The organism is Kibdelosporangium aridum (assembly GCF_900176515.1).
GTDB lineage: Bacteria > Actinomycetota > Actinomycetes > Mycobacteriales > Pseudonocardiaceae > Kibdelosporangium > Kibdelosporangium aridum.
Genome location: NZ_FWXV01000011.1, coordinates 126,321 through 150,029, shown reverse-complemented (window position 1 = coordinate 150,029; position 23,709 = coordinate 126,321). Strand labels below are relative to the sequence as shown.

The following is a 23,709-nucleotide window of genomic DNA, read 5'->3' as shown; positions in this document are numbered from 1 at the left end:
GCCACGCCTGGGAGACGACGTCAGACCCGCGGGTAGAGCCGCAAGGAAAGCGGGCCGTGCTCGTTCGCACGCACGTCCGCGTACGTCACCGGGTCGTGCCAGTAGGCGTCCGGCGTCCGCACCCTGACCTCGTACCGCCCGACCGGCAAATCGGTGATGAGGAATTTGCCGTCCGAATCGGTGAATGTCGTTGCCGTGCGGTCTATGTCAAAGTGACCGACGACGGTTATGCGCACGCCCGCCACACCCTCGCCCGGATCCACGCGGTGGTCGCCATTGCGATCGTGGGTGGCTTGCCCGGTAAGGATTCCCGTAGCACCTGGTACGGAAGCCTGGCTGCTGCCAATGTTGTTCGACTCGTCGGCGTCGCCGTTGGCTCCTCCGAAACCGTAGGCGATGGTCACCCGGCCGACGTTCGCCGAAGAGGCAGTCACGGTGCCGCGGAGCTTCACGTGGACGGTCCCTCCGGCCGGGATCGTGATGCCCTCGTCGGACGGGCCGACCCCACCCCAGTCGGTGATGTCCAGTTCCCACGGCTCACCGGAACCACCGGCGTTGATCACGACCTTGAACGCGTCCACCGATCCGGTGTTGACCAACACGTATGTGACTGTTGCTGTGTCTCCGGCGGCGTATTCGTATTTGCCGAACATGGTCGCCGGCACACCCACGTTCGGCAACGCCGGCGCCGCATGGCCAACCGCGGGAACAGCCGTGAGCGTTCCCGACAAGGCCGCCGCGAGTATCAGCAAACGTGAACTCTTCCGTATTCCCACTGTCTCCTGCCCCCATCGGGTCGTTGTCACGGCAAAGATCACCTCGATCACTCGTGGTAATCTCTCTGACTGTCGCGCTGACGCAGGTTCAGCATGGGGCAGCCGAGTGGATGCCGGGGAGGGGTTTCCCGTCGACCGCGGCGGGGGAAACGGGCTCCGGGACCGCCCTTGGTGACCACAACGGTGTTCGCGCCGATCATGACGGGGGCCAAGGATGATCAAGGCCAAGCGCTGGGCTGCGGCAGTGGCAGCCGTGACGTGCCTCGCCGGTGTCGTAGTGCTGGGTATGGACAAGGCGCATCACGCACCGCAGGTGCGGCTGCACGGTGGCGCCGCGTGGTTGGCTTCCAGCAAAGTCGGCCAGTTGACCCTGTTGGACGGTGCCTCGGCGGAAGTGGCCGCCCGAGTCCCGGTCGCGCCACCAGGCGTACCGATCCGTGCGTCCCAGGTGGGATCGACCGGATACGCCCATAACCTTGTGGACGGATCGGTTGTCAGAGTGGACGGTGCGACCCTGCAACCGTCCGCACCCACGCTCTCCACAGCCAGGCTTTTTGCCACACCCCAAGCCCTTTACGCCTTGGACTCGGACCGTGGCCTTGTCACGCCACATGACCCGGTCACACTGACGCCCCTCGGCGCACCGCATTCTCTTACCGCCAATGGCGACAACTCCATAGTGGACGGCAACGGTCGACTGTGGACTCTCGACCCCCGCACGGGTGACCTGACTTGGTTCTCCCTGAATACCCAGCATTCCCGGACCGGCGCGGGTACCGCGCTCGCGGTCGCCGACGGTCGTCCAGTGACGCTGGATCTGACTCGCCGCAGGGCAGAACTCCTCGACCCGGAAACCGGATCGGTGGACGAATCGATGCCCGTGGGCGTGCGGTCCGACGACACCGTGGCGGTGGCCGGTTCTCCGGGCAAGCGCCGGATCTTGATCTCCGTCGCCTCCCGTGGCCTGCTCCTGGTGTGCGAGTTCGGGGCCTCCTGCAAGAACCCTGCCCCCTTGGGGGCGGGAAAGGCGGATCTCGGGGCGGCGGTGGAAGTGGGTGACCACGCGATCGTGCCCGACTACTCCACCGGGCGGGTGTGGATCGTCAACCTGGAGAGCATGCGCGTTGTCGTGCAACGGCAACTGTTCGACCACCCGGTGCGCTTCGAGCTGCTGACCCGCGACGGCGTGGTGTTCTACAACGACCCGGACAGCGCCGAGGCAGGCATCCTGGACCTCAACGGAAACCTCCGGGCGGTCTCGAAGTACAACCCGGTCAAACCGGAATCCGGCCCCGCCCAAGTCGCCGTGGACAGCCGCGACACGTCACGGCGACAACCCCCTTCAGCCGGCCGTCCACGCTCCGGGCCGCCTGGCGCGGTGCCACCGGTGCTTGGACCAGGCGTCACTGAACCCGCGCCCGTGGGCGCTCCGATGGCGGACATCGTCATCAAGCCCCGCAACCGCGGGTTGGTCGGCGAGGAGTTCGAACTCGCGGTGGTCGCGCGCAGCCCGATCGGCCTGGCTACCGCACAGTGGACGTTCGGCGACGGGACTTCGGCGACCGGGCTTGTCGTGCGTCACCAATGGGATCGTGCTGGCGAATTCCAGGTCAACGTGGCGACGACGCTCACCATCGGCCTGCCTGCCCCAGTCGCCACCGCCACGGTTGTCATCGAGCCTGCGGACGCACCTCCTCGGATTGCTGGGATCAGTGTCGATCCTGAGGCTCCTCGGGTTGGCGAGGTCGTGCGTTTCAGCGCGGAGGTCACGGGCCGGTCGCCTGATCGGTGGGAGTGGGCTGTACAGGGCGAACCGGCGTCTTCGGCTCCGGAGTTCCGGCATACTTTCGCTGCCCCAGGCACGTATACCGTGAGTCTCGCTGTGACGGCTGGGGCTATGCGGGTTCAGCAGTCCCGGCAGGTGACCGTCGCGCCTGAGCCTCCGCCGGTGGGTTGCGGTGACGTCCTTGTCGCCAGCGCTGTTCTGAAGAGCGACCTCGTGTGCCCGCAGGAGATCGGGCTGACCATCGCCGCTGACAACGTGACGCTGGACCTCGGCGGCCACAGCATCACCACCGGCAACCCGACAGAAAACAGTGCCGGGATCAAAGTGGCCGGGCCTGCGGTGGTGCGGAACACCACGATCAAAAACGGAAGTGTTCGCGATTTCACTTCAGGCATCGCCCTGAGCAACGTCGCTGGAGTGAAAATCTCACATGTGGGACTGAGTGCATCCCAGCCCATCGGGTCGTTGTACAAGGGCGTCGCCATCCGTGCCGCCAACGCTCAAGGTGTTTCGATTTCCGATGCGAGTATCGGCGGGCACGCCGCGTTCACGTTCCAGGACAGCTCGGAAGTCACAATCAGCGATTCAAAGGTCGAGGACCGTGCCGCGGCTGGCGGCAAGTGCCTGAATCGCAGCTCATGCACGATACTGCGAAGCACAGTCATGCTGCACAGTGTCGACTGCGCGAACGCGGCACATGACGTGAGCTCCGCCATCCATATCGAGGGCGGCGTCCTCGGGGTGTGGAACATCGGCGATATCTGCCGATCGGTCATCGTCAGAAACAACACCATGACCCCGGCCCGAATCACAGCAGACAGGGCTCTGGAGTTCGCCGGGAACACCGTCTCGCACAAGCACAATTGGCCCAAGCGGAACGATATGGAGATCTTCGCCGAGAATGCCACCAGTTCGCTCATCGCGGACAACACGTTCTCGGAAATGCAAGTAGGGCTGACTGTGCACGGACCGACTGGTGGCGTCATGAGAAACGCCTTCTTCGGCAACCACATCATCGGCCTGAAGGCACTTCATGGCCGGTCGATGCTGATCTCCGAGAACACGTTCGTCGCCAACGGGCCCTACTACAAGGGAAGCCCCATGCATCACGGCGGCTTGATCTACACGGCAGATCGAAACGACCAGGTGAGCATCTCCAACAACCGCGCGCGAGACAACACCGGATACGGGATATACGCCGAGAACGCCGGCGGCGACGGGAATACCACGTTCGGCGACGAGAAGGGCTGCGTCGGCGTCGTGTGCGTACCACCCTGAGGGTTCGCTGTTCAGGGTTCGGTCGGGGACTTACCTGATCAATTCCGCGTCGCCAGCCGGAACCCTCTACAGGCATGACCTTCACACGATTCCTTCGCGCGGCCGCCGTTACCGTTGCCGCGACAACGTTTCTGGGGCTGACGGCGCACACCGCGACCGCGCAACCACCGGCATTCGACTTCAGCGACTGCCCGGCGATCCCGGCAGGCGCGGATCCGGCCAAGTGGCGGTGCGAGGTCCTCGTCTCCACCGGCACCGTTCGATTAGGCACGCTCGCCGAACTACCGACCGGATCGATGCGGCTGACCTTCGCCGAGGGCGAACTGGACGGCAAGTACGCACAGGTCTTCGGCGCGCTGCGCAGTGAGCCGGTCCGGGTGCCCGGCGGCTTGCTCGGCATCCCCGAGGCCGAGGCAAACCCGTTGCTGCGCATGGACATCCAGCTCCGCTATGGAGGGTTCTCCGACTTCTACTCCGACGGCGACCGCATGGGCACGCAGCACCTCAAGCTCGGCGTTGTCTCACCGCTGGTTCCGAAGAAGTGCACGATCGGCAGTGACGCCGACCCGATCGTCTTCCGACCCATTCGCACTGCGGGCCCTGATGTGATCTCCACGAACCCGCAGGTGTTGCGGTTCACCATCAGCGACAACGCCTTCGCGGTACCTGGTCCACATGACTGCGGCGCGTTCGACCGCCTGCTGAGCAAGAGACTCGGTGTGCCGGCACGCGCCGGAACCAATGCGATGACGCTGACCACCTATGTCGGCCTGCGTGGCTATGCCTGAGTAGTCGCAGTACGGGTAACTGACCCGCCACACATCGAATGGCTCGCAGCATCGCGTCAGTGCTGCGTGACCTGAGGGTGGTGGCGGGTCAGTTGCACCACTCCGCCGATCGCCACCAGCCCCGCGCACACCATGCCGACGGCTGTCCAGGTGCTTGCGGCCGGAGCCTCGTCGAGCAACCAGATCGCGATTCCGGTCGCCACCAACGGGTTGAGCACCGTGTGGCAGCCGACCACGACGTCCGGCGGCCCGCTGGCGTAAGCGAGCTGAATGAACCAGGAACCGACCGCGAAAGTGACGACCAGCCCGATCACCGACACCAATGCGACGTCGGCCCACCCGTTGATCTGCACGGTGTACATCACGTCGCGGGCCAATATTGACAGCAAGCCGTAACTTGCGCCCGCACCACTGGCCAGCAACACGCAGCGGACGATTCCACGGCGCAGTACCGCGGACAGCCCGAGCAACACGGTCGTGCCCGCGATGATCTGGCATGCCAACCACACCGATGAGTCCGGGAAAGCCACCGCGGTCGCGGTACCGGACGCGAGTGCGACGAACACCGCGATACCGAGCGCACTGGCTATGACCGCCGTGGTGGCGACACGATCCAATCGTTTCTTCGAAGTGTGCGCGTTCAGGATGGCGGTCGCAGGCAGTGCCAGCACAACGATCGGCGCCACGATGGTCACCGGTGCCAGCGCGAGTGCCAAGGTCTGCAACGCAGCGCACGTCAACAGCGTCACGAAGCCAAGCAGCCATTGGCGGTTGCGCAGCAAACGCCTCGCGATACGCAGTCCTCGCCGGGAGACTTCGGCCTCGTCGCGTACGCCCTGGTGCTGGAGGTGGGCGCCGATCGCGCTACAGCAAGCGCTGATGACGGCGAGTGTGATGGCGAGCGCGGTCATCGGGTGTCAGCTGCGCCGCAGTAGTGACCACAAGTCCATCGTGTCCTCCTAGCGCAGGTCGTTGAAGTCTCCTGCCGCTAGTACCCGATGTGGCCGCGATCAACCAATCGATGGGCGCATCGGGTGCGGGACGAGCCTGACTGCTCGCCCCGCACCCAGAACAGTGGATCACGCGCCGATCGCGCGGGTCAGCATCGGGAAGGAGGTGTGCAGTTCACGTTGCCACCAGGGCCAGGAATGCAGGCCCGCGCCGTAGAAGTGCGGTGTGACGGTGCCGCCGAGTTGCTGGATCCGGTGCACGAACGCGACACTCTGGTCGAGACACACCGGTTCGACCGCGAAGTCGGGCAGCGCGCCGCTCGGGTCGAGTGCGCCGGGCTGGCCATTGCCGCACGAGACGTACAGTGGGATGCCGAGCAGCTTGTCCGCCAAGTCGTACGGGTTGTGAGCGGCCCACACGTCAGCGTTGAGGGCGGCGTCTCCCCAGAGTGCGTACGGGTCATAGCCGTCTTTGAGCAGGACGCCTTGGATGAGGCTGATCGAGCGTGCGGATTGGCGTGTGTGGAGCAGACCGCTGTACGACGCCGCCGCACGGAACATGCCTGGACGGCGGGCCGCGTACGACATCGCGCCGAACCCGCCCATGGACAGTCCGGCGATGGCGCGTGAAGTGCCTGCGCCGTAACCACGTTCGAGGATCTGGACGACCTCGGTGAGATGAAAGCTCGCCCAACGTGGGGCCCCGCCCGCGCCATGGTTGCGCCAGTCCGAATAGAACCCGTCGCGGCCGCCGGACGGCATGACGACGAGCATGTTCTTCTGCGCGGTAAGTGCTGCGACATCAGTGGATCGCGTCCACGAGGTGTAGTCGTCACCAGCGCCGTGCAAAAGGTAGAGCACGGGCCAGGCCCGAGTCGTACCGGGCGTCCAGCCGGTTGGGACAAGCAGTCGTACGGGTGCGTTGGTCTCCAGTGCGGGCGACGAGATGGTGATGTCCAGCATTCGGGGATTGATCTGGGTTTCACCGACGACGCGGGCTCCGTTCTCCGCGACGGCTGTGCCGGACAAAGCCAGCGATGACAGGGCGGCTGTGCCGAACACGAATGTCCGGCGCGTAATCTGGGCAGGCACCATTGCCTCCTTCAGATACAGGGAAAATGACCGGAGCCGGAGACGGGCGCGTTGTCTCCAGCCCCGACCGCCGCGCTCAAGGCGGGGGCTTGGTAATGAAACCGGCTACCGGTTTCGGCGCAGCACGGATCGCTGCAGTTTGCCGCTGGAAGTCTTGGGCAGTGCCGGAACGAACCGGATTTCGCGGGGATAGACGTGCGCGGCGAGCCGGGTTTTCACCATGTGTTGCAGCTCGCTGCCCACTGATTCCGGAATACCTTGCCGCAGCACGACATACGCGATGAGGACCTCGCCGCGCAACTCGTCGGGAATTCCGACAACGGCTGCTTCAGCGACGCCATTGTGCTGCAGCAACACGTTTTCGACCTCGTGCGGGGAGATCCGGTACCCGGCCATCAGGATGATGTCGTCGTCGCGGCTGGAGAAGTAGATGTGGCCGTCGGCGTCCTTCGCGGCGGTGTCACCGGTGAGGTACCAGCGACCGTCCTGAGTGAACCGGCCAGGTGCTCCCCGGTAGCCGGAGAACCACATCATGGGACTTCCGGCCGTGTTCACCGCCAGCCTGCCGTTCTCGCCGGCCGGCGCGATCGAGTCCGTGTCCGGTCGCAACACGTCGAGTGACCAGCCGGGCAGGGCGAGGCCCATGGATCCTGGCCGTGGCTCGCATTCGACGTCGGGATGCCAGCCGTTGGCCACGGCCATCCCGAGTTCCGTTTGTCCATAGTGGTCCCGGACCGGCGACCCCAACGCGTCCTTCGCCCACGAAGCCACGTCAGCGGGGAGAGGTTCACCCGCGGAGGAACAGTGCCGCAGACGCAGACCTGAGATGCCTGCGTTGCGCAAGGCGCGGTACACGGTCGGGCCCGCGGTGAAGTTGGTGACGTGGAACTCGCGGAGCACAGCGCCGGTCAGCTCCGGCGAGAAACCACTGTGCAGCAAAAGACTTCGCCTGCCGAGGGACAGCGGGCCGATGATGGCCTGGTAGAGGCCGTACGCCCAGCCCGGGTCGGCGGCGTTCCAGAACACGTCGGACTCCTGCTGATCCAGGCCGTACAGCTGGTAGGAACGCATAGCCGCGACGGCTTTCAACGGAACCAGTACACCTTTGGGCGAACCAGTCGTACCCGACGTGTACAGCTCCACGATCGTGCCGTCACCGCCGACGGTGGCAGGAAAGGGTTGTGGCTCTGCGGAGAGCAGACTGGCGAACGACATGTCGCCGTCGGCCGGATCGCCTGTGGTGATGACGTGTCCCGGCCACGCGCCGAGCTTCGCACGTTGAGAGGGTTCCGTGATCACGGCTTTCGTCTCGTTACCGGTGATTCTCGTGGCGATCGCGGGTGCGGCCAGCGCGGTGAACAGCGGGACCTGGACCGCGCCGAGGCGCCAGATGGCCAGCGTCGCGATGACCAGCTCGGCGGATTTGCCCAGAAGCGTGGCGACCCGGTCGCCTCGGCGTACGCCCAACGCCGTCAACGCCGTGGCGAATCGAGCGGACCGTTCTCGTAGTTCCCCGAAAGTGAGATTGTGGAAGGCCAGGTCGGGTTCGATGACGGTGAAGGCGATCGCATCCGACGGGTGCTGGTCGCACAGGAGCTCCGCGGTGCAGGCCTCGGGACGGCCGAACAGGGCGAGCAGGCCGGCGACGTGCTGCGCTGGGCTTGTCATGGGAGCTCCTGGCGTATCGTTTTCGGGATGTTCCAAGGATCTTTTCCCGGCAGTCATCGAGCTACCCCCGGGTGAGGGGAGGAAAGCGGCATGTACCGGACCACGGACGACCGCCCGCCGATTCAGCGGACACTGACGCACATCCAGGAGACGACCGGACTCCCGCTGGCGTTCGGGGGTGTGGTCGACAGCGAGCGGCAGACCAGACTCACTCAGTTCGCCGGGCCGATCGCGGGTCCACTGCGTGGCGTCCGGCTCGACTACGGCCGTGGGCTCGGCGGCAAGGTGGTGGTGCTGCGCCGTCCGGTCGTGCTCAACGACTACGTCACGGCCGAGGGGATCAGTCACCACTACGACCACATCATCCGTGCCGAAGGCCTGCACGCGATGGTGGCGGTTCCGGTGATCGTGCGGCGGGTGGTGCGTGCTGTGCTCTACGGAGCACTGCGCAGCGCCCTGCCGATCGGCGACCGCGTCGTGCAGTCGGTGATGGAGTCGGCGCGGGACCTCGAGCAGAACCTGGCTGTGCAGGACGAGGTCACGTTGCGGATCAAGTCGTTGGAGAAGTACGACGTCGCAGACCCCGCGCGGCCCCAATGGGAGTCGCTCCGCGAGGCGTACGCCGAGCTGCGGGTCGTGGCGAACGGCTTGCCGGGCGACGAACGGCAGCGGGTGCTTCAGGTCTGCGACAGGTTGTCCACCCTAGGCGAGCGGACGCGCGACAAGAGGCCGAAACTGTCCGCGCGTGAGGTGGACGTGCTCGCGTGCGTCGCGCTGGGCTGGACGAACGACCAGGTGGCGAATGATCTCGGGCTGAGCAAGGAGACCGTGAAGAGCTACCTGCGTACGGCCATGCGCAAGCTGCACGCCCGATCACGGATGGAGGCCGTGGTCACCGCCCGGCGCCTTGGTCTACTGCCGTGAAGGTACGAAATAGGGTACGTTAGTACCAGATATTGTATGTGGCTCGGCCTGAGGAGTCTCCTGCGGTGCCATCATGCGAGGGACGAACATGCAAGGGGACGAAGCCATGACCGCGAAGCCGTCCTGGATGACGCCACCGGCGCGCGCGGGCCGGGCCCGCAAGATGTCCGACGCCCGGCGCGAGGACCTGTTGCAGCGCCTGGAGAACCTCATCCTGGCCGAGGGGTTCGCCCGGCTGACGGTCGACGACCTGGCCGGCAGGCTGCAGTGCTCCAAGTCGACGTTGTACGCCATCGCGTCGAGCAAGGAGCAGCTGGTCGTGGCCGCGGTGCAGCACTTCTTCCGCGAGGCGGCCGTACGGGTCGGCGAGAAGGTCGCGTCCATCACCGACCCGCCGCAGCGGATCGCGGCCTACCTCGCCGGGCTGGGCGAGGAGATGCGGCACATGTCCCCGGAGTGCTATGCGGACATGGTGAGTTTCGAGGCGACGGCCGAGATCTACGCCAAGCATTCGCTCGCCACCGCGCACCGCGTTCGCGAGTCCATTCAGGACGGTGTAGCGTCCGGCGCCTTTCGCGCGGTGAACGCCGAGTTCGTCTCGGCCGCGGTGAGCTTGTTGATCGACGGCATCCAGCACGGCGAGCTGCTCGACCGCAGTGGCCTGTCCACTGCGGACGCTTACACAGAGTTGGGTGCACTCGTACTGTCCGCTCTCGCCAATCCGTAACGACGTAATTCGCCCCGCGCGGGGCTTGCGGTTTTCCGACCCGCCTGTCTACCGTACGAGAACCGGTACTCAAGTATTCAATTTAGTACCCACTCGGCGGCCTTGGCGGAGGCAACGGTGCCCGTGCGCACAGAAACAGATCGTCATTACGCGGTGACTGTCCGCCGCGATGTCCGGATTCCGATCCGGGAAAGGGACATGACACTTTCCGGGGACTTGTTCCTGCCGGAAGACGCGGGCCCGGTGCCCGTGCTGATCACTGCTTTGCCGTATCGCCGGGACGTCTCGGCGATGAACGGGTCCACCACAGAACGGTGGTTCGCGTCGCGCGGGTATGCCTCGTTGCTGGTCGACCTGCGTGGCACCGGCTCTTCGGATGGTTCGCAAAGGCCGCCGTTCGACCCGGCGGAGACCGACGACGCCTTGGCGGCGATTGACTGGGCCGTGGCACAACCGTGGTGCGACGGGATGGTCGGAATGTGGGGTCATTCCTATGGCGCGATGACCACTCTTCGCACGGCGTCTGCGAAGCCGTCGGCGTTACGGGCCATCATCGCGGTCCAAGGGCTGACGGATCCCGCGCGGGATTTCGTGCACCCAGGTGGTGTTCGTGGCGCGTTCTCACCCTTGGGTGTGTGGGCGATCGGCAACTTGTTCAACCAGTTGTTGCCACCACTCGACGACTACGAGGATCCAGCCGAGCAAGCCCGTTGGCGTAGGCGACTGACCGCCGCGCCGTACCTGCTTGACCTTTACCGCAACGGTCCTGGTGCGCCGACGTGGGAGGATCGCGCGGTGGACCTCGCGGCTGTCGAGGTTCCCTCGTTATGCGTGGCGGGGTGGCGTGACCTGTTCGTCGACGGCACCATCCGCGCGTACGAGCGGATCAGCGGGCCGAAACGATTGGTCGCCGGCCCGTGGATGCACGTGATGCCCCAGGAATGCCCGAACACCCCGATCGATTTCCTCGGCCTGGCGAAGTCGTGGTGGGACAAGTGGTTGTGCGGCATCGAGAACGGCGCCGACGAACCTGCTGTCAGCGTGCACGTGATGGGCGCACAGCCGCGTTGGCTGGAATTCCCCGAATGGCCGCCGCGCGGAACCGGCCGGACCGACGACGTGAGCACCTGGCAGCGCTGGACACCACAGGAACCCGACCCAGCGGTCGGGTTGCAGTCCGGCCTCTGGTCCACCCCGGCCGGACTGTTCGGACTTCCGCTCGATCAGCACGACGACGACGTCCACAGTCTGTGCTACACGTCGCCGCCGCTGGACAAGCCCTTGCTGATCAGTGGACGCCCCGCGGTCGAAATCGGCCATCCGTGGCGGAGGGTCTCGGTGAAGCTGACGGACGTCGACCCGGCCGGAAGGTCCACTTTGGTCACCGCGGGCATCGAGTCCGGTGCGGTGGAAACACTCGGCGTGGGCCTGAACCCGGTCACGTACGAGTTCGCGGAAGGTCACCGGATCCGCGTGGTGCTCGCACCGAGCGACTTTCCCCGTGTCTGGCCGGAGTCCCCGGCCGCGACCGGCTGGCCGGCGCTGAACACTGTCTCGCTGCCTGTGGTCTCGGCGCAGGACGCCACCGAGATCGGCTATCCGGCACCGGACGAAGCCACGGACCTTCCCCTCATCGAACCGGAGTCCCCGGAGCCCGCTGTCTGGGAGACCACAACGGATCTGCTCAACGACACTGTTTCACTGAAGCTGGCGGCGACCAACGTTGTGCGCCCGGACCGGGCAGGCATCCGCAAGCACCGCCTGCGCATCGGCCAAGTGCTTGTCGCCACGGCGAATCGCGCCGACCCCGAGGCGTCCAACGTCACCGGGACGATCACCGGGACCGTCGACATCGACACGGGCGCGCACATCACGATCGACGTCAGCCTGATCGCGACGTCGTCGAGCGTCGAAGCCACTGGCCGGATCACCTGCGACGGTGACACCGTTCTCGACCGGCGTTGGAGGGGTTAGCCATGAGCGCCACAGCCGTACTGACCAGACGTGAATTCACCATCGCGAGCCTGATGCTGGCCACGGCCGCGTGCGGCACGTCGACTCCCCGCTCGCCGCAAGGATCAAGCGTGCTGCGGATGGGTACCTACTGGCCACCGGTCAGCCTCAACCCGGCCAAAGCGGGTGGGGAATCGTCCTACTACCTCAGTCCCGCGTACGAACCGCTCATCTACCGCGCCCCGGACGGCACATATCAGCCACGGTTGGCCAATTCGTGGCGGTACCTCGGCACCGGCAACAAGGCCTTCGAGATCACGCTGCGGCAAGGTGTGACGTTCAGCGACGGCAGCCCGGTGAACGCCGACGCGGTCAAGGCAAGCATCGAGTACTTCCGGAAAGCAGCCGGTCAGGCGGCCGCGTTCCTGGCGCCGGTCACCGAGATCACCGTGGTCGGTCCATCCACCCTGCAGCTGCGGCTGTCCGAGCCACATCCCCGGATGCCGACGTTGTTCACCCAGGACTTCCTGGCGGGCAACGTGATCAGCCCTGCCGGGATCGCCAGCCCTGAGTTGCTGGCCACCCAGTCGTTCGGCGCCGGGCCGTACGTGCTGGTACCCGCCGAGACCGTCGCCAACGACCACTACACCTACACGCCGAACCCTTCGTACTGGAACGGAAAAGGCCGCCACTACGAGAAGATCACGATCAAGGTGCTGCCCAACGAGAACACCGCGCTGGCCGCGCTGAAGACCGGTCAAGTCGACGTGATCGCGGGCAGCTACGCGATCGCCGACGGCGCGAAGTCGGCGGGCATGCGCATCACCACGAGCCCGAACATCGTGATGGGCATCCAGCTCAACGACCGGGAGGGCACACTCAGCCCGCCGCTGAAGGACATCCGCGTCCGCCAGGCGCTCAACTTCGCGGTCGACCGGGTGAAGATCACCAAGGCGTTGCTCGGTGAGTACGGCATTCCGGTCGACCAGCCGTCCGCGCCCGGTGAGGACGGATACCGCCAGCCCTTCTACTACCACGATCCGGGCAGAGCCGCGGCGATGCTGGCCGACGCCGGATATCCGAACGGGTTCGAGTTGCCCGTGGTGATCCCGTCGACACCCGCCTTTCCCGCGGAAATGGCCCAGGCCATCGCCGCGGAGCTGGAACGGGTCAAGGTCAGGCTGAAGATCACCACCAGGGAACCGGCGAGTGCCGCGACCGAGCTGACCAAGTTCCCCGCGTCCTCGATGGGGTGGGGCGTGCTTCCCGCGTATTTCATGGGACGTGGACTGTGGTTGCGTGACGCGATCGGCATGAACCCGTTCCACAGCTCGGATCCCATGCTCGAGGACCTCGACCGGCAGGCCGCCGCGGCCGACGAGACCGCGAGGCCCAACCTGGACAAGCAGATCATCGGCCGGGTCGTCGAGCTCGCCTGGTTCCTGCCGGTCTGCCTGAGCCCGGTTTTCCTGTTCTACCGCGACACCGTGGCCATCGACGCGGTGGCGGGCAAACCGTTCCCCAGCGTGGTGTCCTGGCATCCGGCCGGCTGAGCGAGAGGTGGCCTCGTGGCCGACGACGACCTGGTCTTCCCGCGTGGTTTCCACTGGGGTGCGGCCACCGCCGCCTACCAGGTGGAAGGCGGGTGGGACGCGGACGGCAAAGGACCGTCCAATTGGGACACGGTGGCGCACCGGCGTGGCTTCGCCGATGGCGCCACCGGGGATGTGGCGTGTGACCACTACCACCGGCTGGCCGAGGATCTGGACCTGATGGCCGGGCTTGGCCTGACCAGCTACCGGTTCTCGGTCTCCTGGCCACGTGTCCAGCCGCAGGGACGGGGTGGCTGGAACCCCCGCGGGCTGGAGTTCTACGAGCGCCTGGTGGACGGGCTGCTCGAAAGGGGGATCCGGCCCGCCCTCACGCTGTACCACTGGGACCACCCGCAACCGCTTGAGGACGCGGGCGGCTGGATGAACCGCGACATGGCCGACTGGTACGCCGACTACGTCACGGGGATCGTCGACCGGCTGGGCGACCGGGTGACCCGGTGGATCACGATCAACGAGCCGCTCTCGGTGATGTACGCGGCCATGACCGGATCATCCCGGCTGGCGGGGCCATTGGGCCGCGACGGGCTCGCGATGGCACGGAATTTGCTCCTGGCACACGGATTCGCGGTGCAGCGGCTGCGTTCGTCCGGCGAAGTCGGGATCGCGCTCAACTTGTCCGGGATCATGGCGGCGAGCAGCGATCCGGGGGATGTCCGCGCGGCCGTGCGGGCGGAGGCCTACGAGGACAGACTTTTCCTGGATCCCCTGTTCTGCAAGCAGTTCCCCCGCGTCGACGGCGAGCCGGTACTGGACTGCGATCCGGCCGATCTCGACGTCATCGCCACGCCGATCGATTTCCTCGGCGTCAATTGGTACGCGCCCGCGCGGATCGCCGCGTCGGAGACTGGACTGTTCGGGTACGCCCGGGTGGATTTACCCGGTGCGCCGAAGAAAAACATGCTCGGCTGGCCGATCGCGCCGGAGTATTTCGGTGACCTGCTCGCGTGGCTGCGGCGCAGTTACCCCGGTTTGCCGCCGGTCTACATCACCGAGAACGGCCTGCCGTTGGACGGCGGTACGCAGGACTACGAGAGAATCGCCTATCTGGCTGACTGTCTACGCCAGATCAAGTCCGCGATCGACATGGGCATGGACATCCGCGGCTACCACGTCTGGTCCTTGATGGACAACCTGGAGTGGGAGCACAGCTACCGTCCCAGGTTCGGCCTGGTGCACGTCGACTTCGCCACGTTGCAGCGGACGCCGAAGGAGTCGTACCACTGGTACAAGGCCCTGATCGCGAGGCAGGGATCATGGCGCGGCTGATCACGAGAAGGCTCCTGGTGTCCGTGGGCCTGGTGTTCGCCGTGTCACTGGCGACGTTCCTGTTGCAGTCGGCCGCGCCCGGCGACATGGCCCGCACGATCCTCGGTGATACTTACACTCCTGATGCGCACGAACGGCTACGCCACCAACTGGGCCTCGACCAGCACATCCTCGTGCAGTACTGGCACTGGCTGGTGAACGCGCTGAGCGGCGACCTTGGCACGTCACCGATCAGCGGGCTGAACGTCGCGGACGAGATCGCCAGCAGACTGTCGGTCACCTCCTCGCTGGTGATCTGCGCGACGCTGGTGACCACGATCGCCGGTGTGGCACTGGGCGTGGTGAGTGCGGTCCGGGGTGGGCGAGTCGGTCGTGCGGTCGACGTGCTGTCCCTGATCGGGTACGCCCTGCCGAGTTTCTGGTTCGCGCTCGGCATGGTGACGGTGTTCTCCGTCATGGTGAACCTGTTGCCCGCCACTGGATACGTGCCGTTGTCCAGCTCGCCGGGCGAATGGTTCCGGAGCATGATCCTGCCGGTGACGACGCTCGCGTTGCCGGGAGTCGCGTTGTTCGCCAAACAGACCCGCGACGCGATGCTGGACGTGTTGTCCCGTGATTTCGTGGTTGCCCTGCGCGCCAACGGTGTCTCGGAACGCTCCATCGTGTTCCGGCACGCTCTGCGCAACGCGTCCATTCCTGTGGTGACGCTGGTCGGCCTGACGCTGGTCAGTCTGCTGAGTGGAACGGTGTTCGTGGAGTCGGTGTTCGCGATGCCCGGACTGGGTGGACTCGCGGTACAAGCCACGGCCCAGCACGACATCCGGATGATCCAGGGAGTCGTGGTCGTGTTCACCCTCGTCGTCGTCACCGCCAACCTCGTGGTCGACCTGGTGTACGGCTGGCTCAACCCGAAGGTGCGTGTCCGGTGAGAACGAAATTGCCGATCGCCTATCTCGCCATCGTCGTGCTGGGTTCAGTCCTGGCGTCACTGTTGGCTCCGTACAGTCCAACCGCGACGGATCTCGACAACGTGTTGTCCGGGCCGACACTCGCGCATCCATTCGGAACTGACGGTCTCGGCCGTGATGTGCTTTCTCGGTTGATGTACGGCGGTCAGGTCAGTCTCGTCAACGCGGCCATTGTCGTACTCACTGTGTTGGTGGTCGGCGTGGCGAGCGGTATCGCGGCGGGCTTTCTCGACGGCTGGTTGGACCGGGCCTTCAACTGGGTCGTGGACATGATGCTGGCGATTCCGGTCATCGTGACGCTGCTCGTTGTGTTGGCGGTGTTCCAAGGCAACCAGCTCGCCGTGATGATCGCGCTCGGGATCCTTGTTTCGCCTGGGCTTGCACGCGTGACGCGGGGCGCGACATTGGCTGTACGGGAAGAATTGTTCGTCGCCGCGGCCCGTGTATGTGGCCTCCGCAACCGCGACATTGTTGTCCGGCACGTGCTGCCGCGAGTGGCCGGGCCGATCACCGTGCAGATGTCGGTGCTGGCCGGTGGCGCGTTGCTGATCGACGCTGGCCTGAGTTACCTCGGATTCGGTGCGCAGCCACCGGACCCGACGTGGGGCAACATGATCGCCGAGGCATCGACGGTGATCGACCGGCAGCCGTGGCTGCTCGTCCCGCCCGGTGTCGTGCTGGGGTTGGCGATCTTGGCGTTCGGCGTGCTCGGTGACGCCATCCGGGACGCGACGGCGGAACGTACCCGCAGGATTCCGGCCAGGTCGCATCGCCGCGTGCGTAGACCGGCTGTCGCAGGTCCCGTTCCAGCCGCCATGCTGTCCATTGAGGATGTCGCGGTCGACCTGAGCGGTACGACGGTCGTCGAAGGCGTCAGCCTGTACATCGATGAAGGCGAGACCGTGGGCCTGGTCGGGGAATCAGGGTGTGGCAAGACGATCACCGGCCGGGCGGTTCTTGACCTGCTGCCGGCCGGGGGTGACGTGCCGCGCGGCCGGATCTTCTTCAACGGCCGCGATCTGCTGGCAACGGGCCTGCATGGGTTGCGTGGCGCGCAGATCGCGATGATCTCCCAAGACCCTATTGCCGCACTGGATCCGGTGTTCACCGTGGGCCAGCAGGTGGGGGAGTTGGTGCGGCGACATCACGGCGGATCTCGTGCGGCGGTCCGGTCGCGTGTGCTGGAACTGCTCCGGGATGTGGACTTGCCTGATCCTGTCCTGGTGGCGGGGCGCTACCCACACCAGTTGTCCGGGGGAATGGCGCAACGAGTTGGAATCGCCATGGCCTTGGCGGGCGAACCGGGATTGTTGATCGCCGACGAGCCAACCACCGCATTGGACGTGACGGTACAGGCGGAAGTGCTCAAGTTGCTGCGGCGGTTGCAGTCCGAGCGAGGTATGGCCATCTTGCTGATCACGCACGACTGGAAGGTCGTCGCCGACATGTGCCGTCGCGCGTATGTCATGTACGCGGGGCACATCGTGGAGTCCGGGCCGGTACTGGATCTGATGAACAGGCCTGCGCACCCCTACACAGCAGGCCTGTTGGCCGCCCGCCCGCAACGCGGGCAACGACCCAAGGCCATCAGGGGCGCGGTGCCAGAGCCATCGGCGTGGCCGTCCGGGTGTCATTTCGCCCCGCGATGTGAGCTAGCCACGGACGAGTGCTCGGAGATGCCGATCGCGATGTTCGAACCGGCACTGGGGCGGCGGACACGGTGCCTGCACCACGTGAAGCTCAGTGAGGGAGGGCAGCATGAGCGAACGTCTGCTGGATGTCCATGACCTGCGGGTGGAGTACCCGGGACACGTTGCCGTCGATGGTGTGAGCCTGCGCGTCGATCGGGGCGAGACACTGGGACTCGTCGGTGAGTCGGGTTCGGGCAAATCGAGCATCGGTCACTCGATCGTGGGCTTGGTCTGGCCGGTGTCCGGCCGGATCGTCCTGAATGGCAACGACATCAGCGACGTCGACCCGCGACGAAGACATCAGGTCCAGATCATCTTCCAAGATCCGTACGGTTCGCTGAACCCGTCAAGGACAGTGGGTGGAACGCTGGCTGAGCCGTTGCGACTGGTGCACAAGCTGTCCCGGCGTGCGGCGGCGGACCGGGTGACCGATGTGCTCGCGCGAGTCGGACTTCCGGCCGACGCGGCGAGTCGTTATCCCGGTGCTTTTTCGGGTGGGCAACGGCAACGCATCGCGATCGCGCGGGCATTGGTGCTCGATCCCGAGCTGATCGTGTGCGACGAACCGACGAGCGCGCTGGACCTGTCGGTACAGGCGCAGATCCTGAACCTGTTGACGGACCTGCAAGAACAGCTCGGGTTGAGCTACCTGTTCATTTCCCATGACATGGACGTGGTCAGGTACATGTCCCATCGTGCGGCGGTGTTGTTGAAGGGGCGGATTGTCGAGGAGGGAAGCGTGGAAGAGATCACCGAACGGCCGCGTGAGCTGTACACGCGGGCATTGGTGGCGGCAAGCTGAGCGGCCGCCTCAGGCGATTGTCTCCAGGATTTTCACGGCCTGATGCGCGCCGTTCTCGGTACGGACCAGGTGCCCCAACTCCTCGGCCCGCATGGCATACGAAGCATCGCACGCCGCCTGACGGATGGCTGACGCCAACGCGTCCGATGTCAAAGTCCGCAATGGCAAGGCAGGAGGCGCCACACCGCACGCATGTAGCCGCCGCCCGAAATACGGTTGGTCGAACATGAACGGACACACAACCTGCGGGCGGCTGGCGGCGAGGGCAGCACCGACGGTGCCCGCGCCGCCGTGATGGACAACGGCGGCCATCCGGGGAAACAGCCAATCGTGTGGAGCCTGGTCGAGGCAGAACATGTCCTTGCCCACCACCTCCGGCCGAATTCCGCCGCGGCCCACCGCGACCACAGCGCGAACTTCCGCTTTGCGAACCGCTTCCGCGACTGTCCGGGCCGTCTTGGACGGATCGCTGCCCACCATGCTGCCGAACCCGACGTAGACCGGAGGCGGGCCGTCGGCGAGGAAGTGCGACAGGTCCAGCGACGGGGACCAGTCCGGCTGCGCGTTCAGATAAAAGAACCCAGGAGTGTGCACCGAGTCCGGGTACCGCACGTCCTCGGGGAGAAGATGCCGGCTGAACGCCTGCAACACCACAGCGGGAGAGCCATCCGGATTGCGCAGCACATCGGAGGCGTACCGCCGGTCGGGCAACGCGAGCCGTTCGTTGCGCCACTCGCCGAAGTTCCCGGTCAGAGCACGGACGAATGTCTTGGTCGTCAGGTACGAGGCCCGGTTCAGCACGGCTGGTACCGGAAAGGGAAACAACGGGTCGGGAAAGGACGCAGTCGGCACCCAGAAGGGTTGCAGGCACACCACGACCGCGGGAACACCGAGCTTCTCGGCGATCGCGTGCCCGGGGACATTCACCTGGTGCACCACCAGGTCGACTTGGCCGGCCACGTAGCTGGCCAGCACCGCGAGGTCCTCGAACACCGGCGCCATCGCCGTCCGGTTGTGCCACATGAGCTGCAGGCCGAGCACCTTGCCGCGCACGCCGCGGAAGTTCGACTCGACCGCTTTCCAGGCCTTTCGGTCATCGACGAGTTTGTTCGTGCCGTCGTCGAGCGAGATCACCTTCTCGCAGTAGGCCTTCGCGAGGCTCGCCGAACCGGCTGGGCACGCCAGCACGACCTCATGCCCAGCGGTTGTCAACGCCAACGACAATGCCACGAACGGCTGAACATCTCCCCGGCTGCCGTGGGTGATCAGCAGGACTCTCACGAGGACGCTCCGACGATCAGCAACTGCTCGGTGATCTCCCTGGCCAACTGGTCGGCCTCGTCCTGGCTGAAGAACCGGGAAGTCAGCACGGACAACACCGTCAGCCTGCCCTGGTAGGTCCAGACGTAGTGGCCGGGGAACAACGTGTCGCCCACGGTGTTCAACACCCGGAAGCCGACGACGGAAACTCCATCCGGTTGGGCGAAATCCTCGATGACGCCGAGGTTGCTGACCAACGCGAACGACAGGTTCCGGCCAAGATAATCAGCCATTGGTGTGCCTGAGCGCACGCCTTCCTTGCGCGTCAGCACGGCGTCCAGCTGTGTTTTGATCGACTGGCCGATGACGACCGGGCTGCTCCTGCTGCTCACGTCGACCTCGGCCGCGTAGGAGAGCATGAAGTTCGTCGTCTCGAGGAGTTCGACGGGCGGATCGACCCGGCTGCGGAAGTCGACTGGCGAGACGCAGAACATCTTCGCGGGTTCCGAGCCACCCGCGAGCGACCGTTGTGCCGCCAGGATCGCGCCACAGACCAGACCGTGCACGGACGACCGGTAGAATCTCGCGGTCCGGCGTAGCCAACTGGTTTCCTGCTCGCCGAGTGTGATGTAGCTGCTGATCAACGACGCGGAGCCGTCCAGCGCGGGATCGTTCGCGGTCTGGAACAGCCTGCGGTCGTAGGGAATCGAACCCAGCCGCTCGTGGAACAGCTCGGCCGGCGGCAGCGGCAGCGACGTTCCTGGCGTCACTTCGGGGTCGTCGGCCAGGAACCGCATCAGTTCACGGAACATCTCCAGCCAGGCGTTCGCGTCCACAATCGAGTGGTCCGCACGCAAGGCCAGGTAGCCGTGCTGTTCCCCGCGAACGTGGACGAGATCGGCCACCGACGAGCCGGCGTCCCACGGCAGTTCGACTACTTTGGACAGGACGTCCGGGACGTCGTCGATGACGATCACCTCTGGTACACGATCGGGCATGACGTGGAAGACCGCGTCCTGGCCCGTGCCACGGACATGCGCTCGCAGCACCGGGTACGCGTCGCACAGCTGCCGGAACGCGTACTCCACCGCGCTGTGCTCCAGGTCGCCCTCGTACTCCGCGGCCATGATGACCACCCGGTTGAGGTGGGCGAGCTCCAAGTAGTTCAGCGGACGCTCCAGCACAGTCACGTCAGTCTCCATTCCCTTGCCAGGAACTGCTTTCCGTTGACAACGACCTCAGCGACGACGTTCGCGTCGGACATGCCCATGTCGATGGCCGCCCGCACGGCGACCTGGTCGCCATCGCTGGTCTCCGCGGCCATCTCGCCGGACGCCGCCATCCGTGCTTTCGCCGGATCGTGTTCATTCACCGCGAGCACCACGTGTGTGCGCATCGACAGGGAATCCTGGTCGCTGCTGGACGACCGGATCCGGTCTTCCTTGGCCACGGTCAGGCGAACCGAGCCACGCAGGTGGTCACGAGCGATCTCCCACCGATCCTTCGGCACGCCACGCGGTGGCACACGCTCGCGTTGCGGGACAACGACACCGGTGAGGCTTTCGGGATCGCAGACTGGCAGGCTGAGTGTGGTGGCCGCCAGGCCGCCGTACCCCTCGGCCGCGAGCCCCACGTAATCCCCGGCGGCCTGGATGACCCGGATGACGAGCCGGCCCGGTGACGCGACCGGCCACAACCTCGGGATGTCCGATTCCGCCAGTACCAGCCGGACACGGTGGCCGGCCGGAAGCTGGTAGCACGTCGGATCCAGGTGTACCGCGACGAGTTCTCCCGCGGGTCTCGATCGCGTCAGGTCCACTGTGCCCATCGAGATGAGGGTGGAACGCCCGCGTTCGTCCACGTCGGTCACCTTCACCACACAGCGTTGTGCGGTCGTTTCCGGAGCGACCAGCAACCGCACCACCGGTTTTCCCGCGATCAGCAGCGGTTCCGGTAGTGGTGCGCTCGTGAACGACAGCGACCTGGAGTCGTCCTCGTGCTGGTCAAGGGGATAGCCGAACTTGTCGATCGGGTGCTTTGTCAGGCCGCTCAACGCGCCGACCGTGACATCACTCATCCGGGTTGCCGTGACCACGATCGCGGATCGCCCGATTCGGGACGACTGATACAAGTGACCAGAACACGCTGCCACAAAGACGTGATCCGCCTTCTTCTCCGGCGGCCACTGCTCCGACCGCACCCACCGGCCAACGCCACCCTGCACGAAATACGTCGCCGACTTCTCACCCCTTCCGGTCATGTCCCTGCCGTTCAACCACGTGTCCCACCACTCGCACGCCATTGCCGCCGAGGGGACCGGCTCGGTCCCGGCCACGTCGGGGAAGGAATGCAGCCACGGTCCGACGATGAGTCGCTTCGGTGCCCTGATCTGCTGGTAGACGTCGACCATCACGTCACAGAACAAGTCACGCCAACCGGCGACGCACAACGCGGGAACATCGATCGAGCGAGGGTCGAACCGCCGCTCGGACCACACCTCGTGGCCAGGAGGATGCCGCCACGAATCGACGAACCACGGCTCGACCCTTTCCAGTCGTTCCTTCCACAGCGTCGCGTACTGCTGTTTGTCGTACGCCCGCAGTGGCGGCAACAACGAGCAGAAGATGTTGTAGAGACTGAGATGCCCGAACATCCCGATGCCGCCGCGCAGCCCGTGCGGGTGGACGAGTTGGTTGCCGACGTCAGTCCACCCCATCACCGGGAAGATGGCCCGCAACGGCGCAGGACGTCTGCTCGCGACCGCCAACGTGGTCATGGCGCCGTGCGACAGCCCCCACATCCCGACACTGCCGGTGCACCACCCCTGGCGTGCCGTCCATTCGACGACCGCCACGCCGTCGTCGACCTCGCCGGGATCCAGGATCGGCCTCGGCAGTCCGCCGGACGTCCCGATTCCGAAGCAGTCCACGTACAGCACGGCGTAGCCGCGTTCCGCGAAATACTTGAGGAATCGTCGTGCCGCTATGCCGCCGAGCCCGTCCTTGCGTCCGGTGTGGAGTGTCACGAGCGCGGGGAAGGGGCCGCGGGCCTTGGGCAGATAGAGATCGCCGCCGAGCGTGACGCCTGGTTCGCTGGAGGGAATCCTGACGTCACCGTGGAATTCCACTTCGTATTCCGGGCGGCGCGCGTCGGCGAACCGGATCACCAGCTGCCCTTCTTCTGCTTGGCCCACCGCATCGCGGCGGCGCCACTGCTCATCCCGCCACCGAACGCGACCAGCAAGACCGTGTCGTCGGTGTGCACGAGGCCGTTGCGCACGGCGTCGTCGAGGGTGATCGGTACTGAGGCGGCACCTGTGTTGCCGTATCGCTCGATGGTCATGTGCATCTGGCCGGGGCGAAGATCGAGGGTGTCGGCGATGGCTCGCAGCATCGTGCCGTTCGCCTGATGCGGCACGATCAGGTCGACGTCGGCGAGGCTGAGGTCGGCCGACTTCACCACGTCGGTGATCAGATCGGGGACCACTCGGGCGGCGAAGTCCCTTACCTGTCTGCCGTCCATGGCGAAGTAGTGCTGGCCGTCGGCGACTGACTCGGCGCTGGCCGGGATCCGGCTGCCCCCGGCCGGGATCTTCACTATGTCGGCCAGCGTTCCGTCGGAACTGAGCGTGCTGGCCAGCAAACCTCTGCCGTTGCTGTGTTTGCTCAGCACGACGGCGCCCGCGCCGTCACCGAAGAGCACACAGGTACGCCGGTCTTGGTAGTTCAGGATCCGTGAGTAGATGTCCGCGCCGATCACGAGAGCGGTTTGCGGCCGAGGGTCGGCACTCAGCAACGCGTGCGCGGTCACCAGTGCGTAGACGAACCCTGCGCACACCGAGTCCACGTCGAACGCCGCAGCGCGCACAGCACCGATCTTGGCCTGCACCGCACACGCTGTTGCCGGGATCGGCTGGTCTGGAGTGGAGGTCGCGACGAGCAACAGGTCGATGTCGGCCGCGTGCAGCCCGGCTTCGTGCAAAGCGCGATGCGCGGCATGGGCGGCGAGATCCGAAGTCGCCTCGTCGGGTGAAGCTACGCGCCGCTCGGAGATCTGGGTCTTCTCGACGATCCACTGCTCGCCGACACCCAGCCGGTGACCGAGCTCCGCACTGGTGAGAACGTTGTCCGGCAAGTACGAACCGGTTCCGAGAATGGCGGTGGTCAT

18 protein-coding genes are annotated in these 23,709 nt (G+C 65.7%); 10 read left to right on the top strand and 8 right to left on the bottom strand.

The genetic code is table 11. The features are described from left to right. Nucleotides 1–20 precede the first annotated feature (20 nt). Nucleotides 21–752 carry a carboxypeptidase-like regulatory domain-containing protein gene (locus B9C43_RS43555; RefSeq protein WP_084433257.1) on the bottom strand — a complete coding sequence of 244 codons (732 nt, stop codon included), beginning with the start codon at nucleotides 750–752 and terminating at the stop codon, nucleotides 21–23. A gap of 238 nt (nucleotides 753–990) precedes the next feature. Here B9C43_RS43555 and B9C43_RS43550 point away from each other — a divergent pair, with 238 nt between their 5' ends. Both B9C43_RS43550 and B9C43_RS43545 read left to right on the top strand, forming a co-directional pair. Further along, complete coding sequence (locus B9C43_RS43550; protein WP_084433256.1) at nucleotides 991–3,840, top strand: PKD domain-containing protein; 2,850 nt, start codon at nucleotides 991–993, stop codon at nucleotides 3,838–3,840. Nucleotides 3,841–3,914: 74 nt separating this feature from the next. Next, a complete protein-coding gene (locus B9C43_RS43545; protein ID WP_084433255.1) occupies nucleotides 3,915–4,628 on the top strand; it encodes a hypothetical protein in 714 nt (237 codons plus the stop codon). 56 nt (nucleotides 4,629–4,684) lie between these two features. Here B9C43_RS43545 and B9C43_RS43540 read toward each other — a convergent pair whose 3' ends face one another. From B9C43_RS43540 to B9C43_RS43530, 3 genes are all read right to left on the bottom strand, one after another. Then, entirely contained in the window at nucleotides 4,685–5,539 is an 855-nt protein-coding gene (locus tag B9C43_RS43540; RefSeq protein ID WP_051895631.1) for a DMT family transporter, read from the bottom strand. 168 nt (nucleotides 5,540–5,707) lie between these two features. Further along, a complete protein-coding gene (locus tag B9C43_RS43535; protein ID WP_235039192.1) occupies nucleotides 5,708–6,670 on the bottom strand; it encodes an alpha/beta hydrolase in 963 nt (320 codons plus the stop codon). 105 nt (nucleotides 6,671–6,775) lie between these two features. Further along, a complete protein-coding gene (locus B9C43_RS43530; RefSeq protein WP_084433253.1) occupies nucleotides 6,776–8,338 on the bottom strand; it encodes an AMP-binding protein in 1,563 nt (520 codons plus the stop codon). 90 nt (nucleotides 8,339–8,428) lie between these two features. On the opposite strand from B9C43_RS43530, the gene B9C43_RS43525 reads away from it, so the two are divergent. From B9C43_RS43525 to B9C43_RS43490, 8 genes are all read left to right on the top strand, one after another. Continuing rightward, on the top strand, nucleotides 8,429–9,262 hold the full coding sequence (locus B9C43_RS43525; RefSeq protein WP_084433252.1) for a helix-turn-helix transcriptional regulator: 834 nt from the start codon (nucleotides 8,429–8,431) through the stop codon (nucleotides 9,260–9,262). 73 nt (nucleotides 9,263–9,335) lie between these two features. Beyond that, complete coding sequence (locus tag B9C43_RS43520) at nucleotides 9,336–9,989, top strand: TetR/AcrR family transcriptional regulator (protein ID WP_084433251.1); 654 nt, start codon at nucleotides 9,336–9,338, stop codon at nucleotides 9,987–9,989. A 198-nt stretch (nucleotides 9,990–10,187) separates the two neighbouring features. Beyond that, nucleotides 10,188–11,963 carry a CocE/NonD family hydrolase gene (locus tag B9C43_RS43515; RefSeq protein WP_084433250.1) on the top strand — a complete coding sequence of 592 codons (1,776 nt, stop codon included), beginning with the start codon at nucleotides 10,188–10,190 and terminating at the stop codon, nucleotides 11,961–11,963. A gap of 2 nt (nucleotides 11,964–11,965) precedes the next feature. Continuing rightward, complete coding sequence (locus B9C43_RS43510; protein ID WP_084433249.1) at nucleotides 11,966–13,495, top strand: ABC transporter substrate-binding protein; 1,530 nt, start codon at nucleotides 11,966–11,968, stop codon at nucleotides 13,493–13,495. Between the two features lie 15 nt (nucleotides 13,496–13,510). Continuing rightward, nucleotides 13,511–14,821 carry a GH1 family beta-glucosidase gene (locus B9C43_RS43505; protein WP_084433248.1) on the top strand — a complete coding sequence of 437 codons (1,311 nt, stop codon included), beginning with the start codon at nucleotides 13,511–13,513 and terminating at the stop codon, nucleotides 14,819–14,821. After that, nucleotides 14,809–15,750: an ABC transporter permease gene (locus B9C43_RS43500; protein WP_084433247.1), complete on the top strand. Its 942-nt coding sequence runs from the start codon at nucleotides 14,809–14,811 to the stop codon at nucleotides 15,748–15,750. The genes B9C43_RS43505 and B9C43_RS43500 overlap by 13 nt, the downstream gene beginning before the upstream one ends. Then, complete coding sequence (locus B9C43_RS43495; RefSeq protein WP_200825960.1) at nucleotides 15,747–17,576, top strand: dipeptide/oligopeptide/nickel ABC transporter permease/ATP-binding protein; 1,830 nt, start codon at nucleotides 15,747–15,749, stop codon at nucleotides 17,574–17,576. Before B9C43_RS43500 ends, B9C43_RS43495 begins: the two co-directional genes overlap by 4 nt. Then, entirely contained in the window at nucleotides 17,548–18,282 is a 735-nt protein-coding gene (locus tag B9C43_RS43490) for an ATP-binding cassette domain-containing protein (protein WP_143447012.1), read from the top strand. Before B9C43_RS43495 ends, B9C43_RS43490 begins: the two co-directional genes overlap by 29 nt. 9 nt (nucleotides 18,283–18,291) lie before the next feature. Here the strand turns inward: B9C43_RS43490 and B9C43_RS43485 are convergent, their stop codons facing one another. The 4 genes from B9C43_RS43485 to B9C43_RS43470 are packed head-to-tail and all read right to left on the bottom strand — an operon-like array spanning nucleotide 18,292 to nucleotide 23,709. Further along, nucleotides 18,292–19,563 (bottom strand): glycosyltransferase, encoded by a 1,272-nt coding sequence (locus B9C43_RS43485; protein ID WP_084433245.1) that lies wholly within the window; start codon nucleotides 19,561–19,563, stop codon nucleotides 18,292–18,294. Beyond that, entirely contained in the window at nucleotides 19,560–20,732 is a 1,173-nt protein-coding gene (locus B9C43_RS43480; protein WP_084433244.1) for a phthiocerol/phthiodiolone dimycocerosyl transferase family protein, read from the bottom strand. The genes B9C43_RS43485 and B9C43_RS43480 overlap by 4 nt, the downstream gene beginning before the upstream one ends. After that, a complete protein-coding gene (locus B9C43_RS43475; RefSeq protein ID WP_160097120.1) occupies nucleotides 20,729–22,708 on the bottom strand; it encodes a CocE/NonD family hydrolase in 1,980 nt (659 codons plus the stop codon). Before B9C43_RS43475 ends, B9C43_RS43480 begins: the two co-directional genes overlap by 4 nt. Beyond that, nucleotides 22,705–23,709: a 3-oxoacyl-ACP synthase III family protein gene (locus B9C43_RS43470; RefSeq protein WP_084433242.1), complete on the bottom strand. Its 1,005-nt coding sequence runs from the start codon at nucleotides 23,707–23,709 to the stop codon at nucleotides 22,705–22,707. The genes B9C43_RS43475 and B9C43_RS43470 overlap by 4 nt, the downstream gene beginning before the upstream one ends.

Excerpts from the sequence above, each read along its gene's own strand:
- B9C43_RS43545 (WP_084433255.1), top strand. The coding sequence starts at position 3,915 with ATGACCTTCACACGATTCCTTCGCGCGGCCGCCGTTACCGTTGCCGCG.
- B9C43_RS43515 (WP_084433250.1), top strand. The coding sequence starts at position 10,188 with ATGACACTTTCCGGGGACTTGTTCCTGCCGGAAGACGCGGGCCCGGTG.
- B9C43_RS43540 (WP_051895631.1), bottom strand. The coding sequence starts at position 5,539 with ATGACCGCGCTCGCCATCACACTCGCCGTCATCAGCGCTTGCTGTAGC.
- B9C43_RS43550 (WP_084433256.1), top strand. The coding sequence starts at position 991 with ATGATCAAGGCCAAGCGCTGGGCTGCGGCAGTGGCAGCCGTGACGTGC.
- B9C43_RS43470 (WP_084433242.1), bottom strand. The coding sequence starts at position 23,709 with ATGACCACCGCCATTCTCGGAACCGGTTCGTACTTGCCGGACAACGTT.
- B9C43_RS43530 (WP_084433253.1), bottom strand. The coding sequence starts at position 8,338 with ATGACAAGCCCAGCGCAGCACGTCGCCGGCCTGCTCGCCCTGTTCGGC.
- B9C43_RS43520 (WP_084433251.1), top strand. The coding sequence starts at position 9,336 with ATGCGAGGGACGAACATGCAAGGGGACGAAGCCATGACCGCGAAGCCG.
- B9C43_RS43525 (WP_084433252.1), top strand. The coding sequence starts at position 8,429 with ATGTACCGGACCACGGACGACCGCCCGCCGATTCAGCGGACACTGACG.
- B9C43_RS43500 (WP_084433247.1), top strand. The coding sequence starts at position 14,809 with ATGGCGCGGCTGATCACGAGAAGGCTCCTGGTGTCCGTGGGCCTGGTG.
- B9C43_RS43510 (WP_084433249.1), top strand. The coding sequence starts at position 11,966 with ATGAGCGCCACAGCCGTACTGACCAGACGTGAATTCACCATCGCGAGC.
- B9C43_RS43490 (WP_143447012.1), top strand. The coding sequence starts at position 17,548 with ATGAGCGAACGTCTGCTGGATGTCCATGACCTGCGGGTGGAGTACCCG.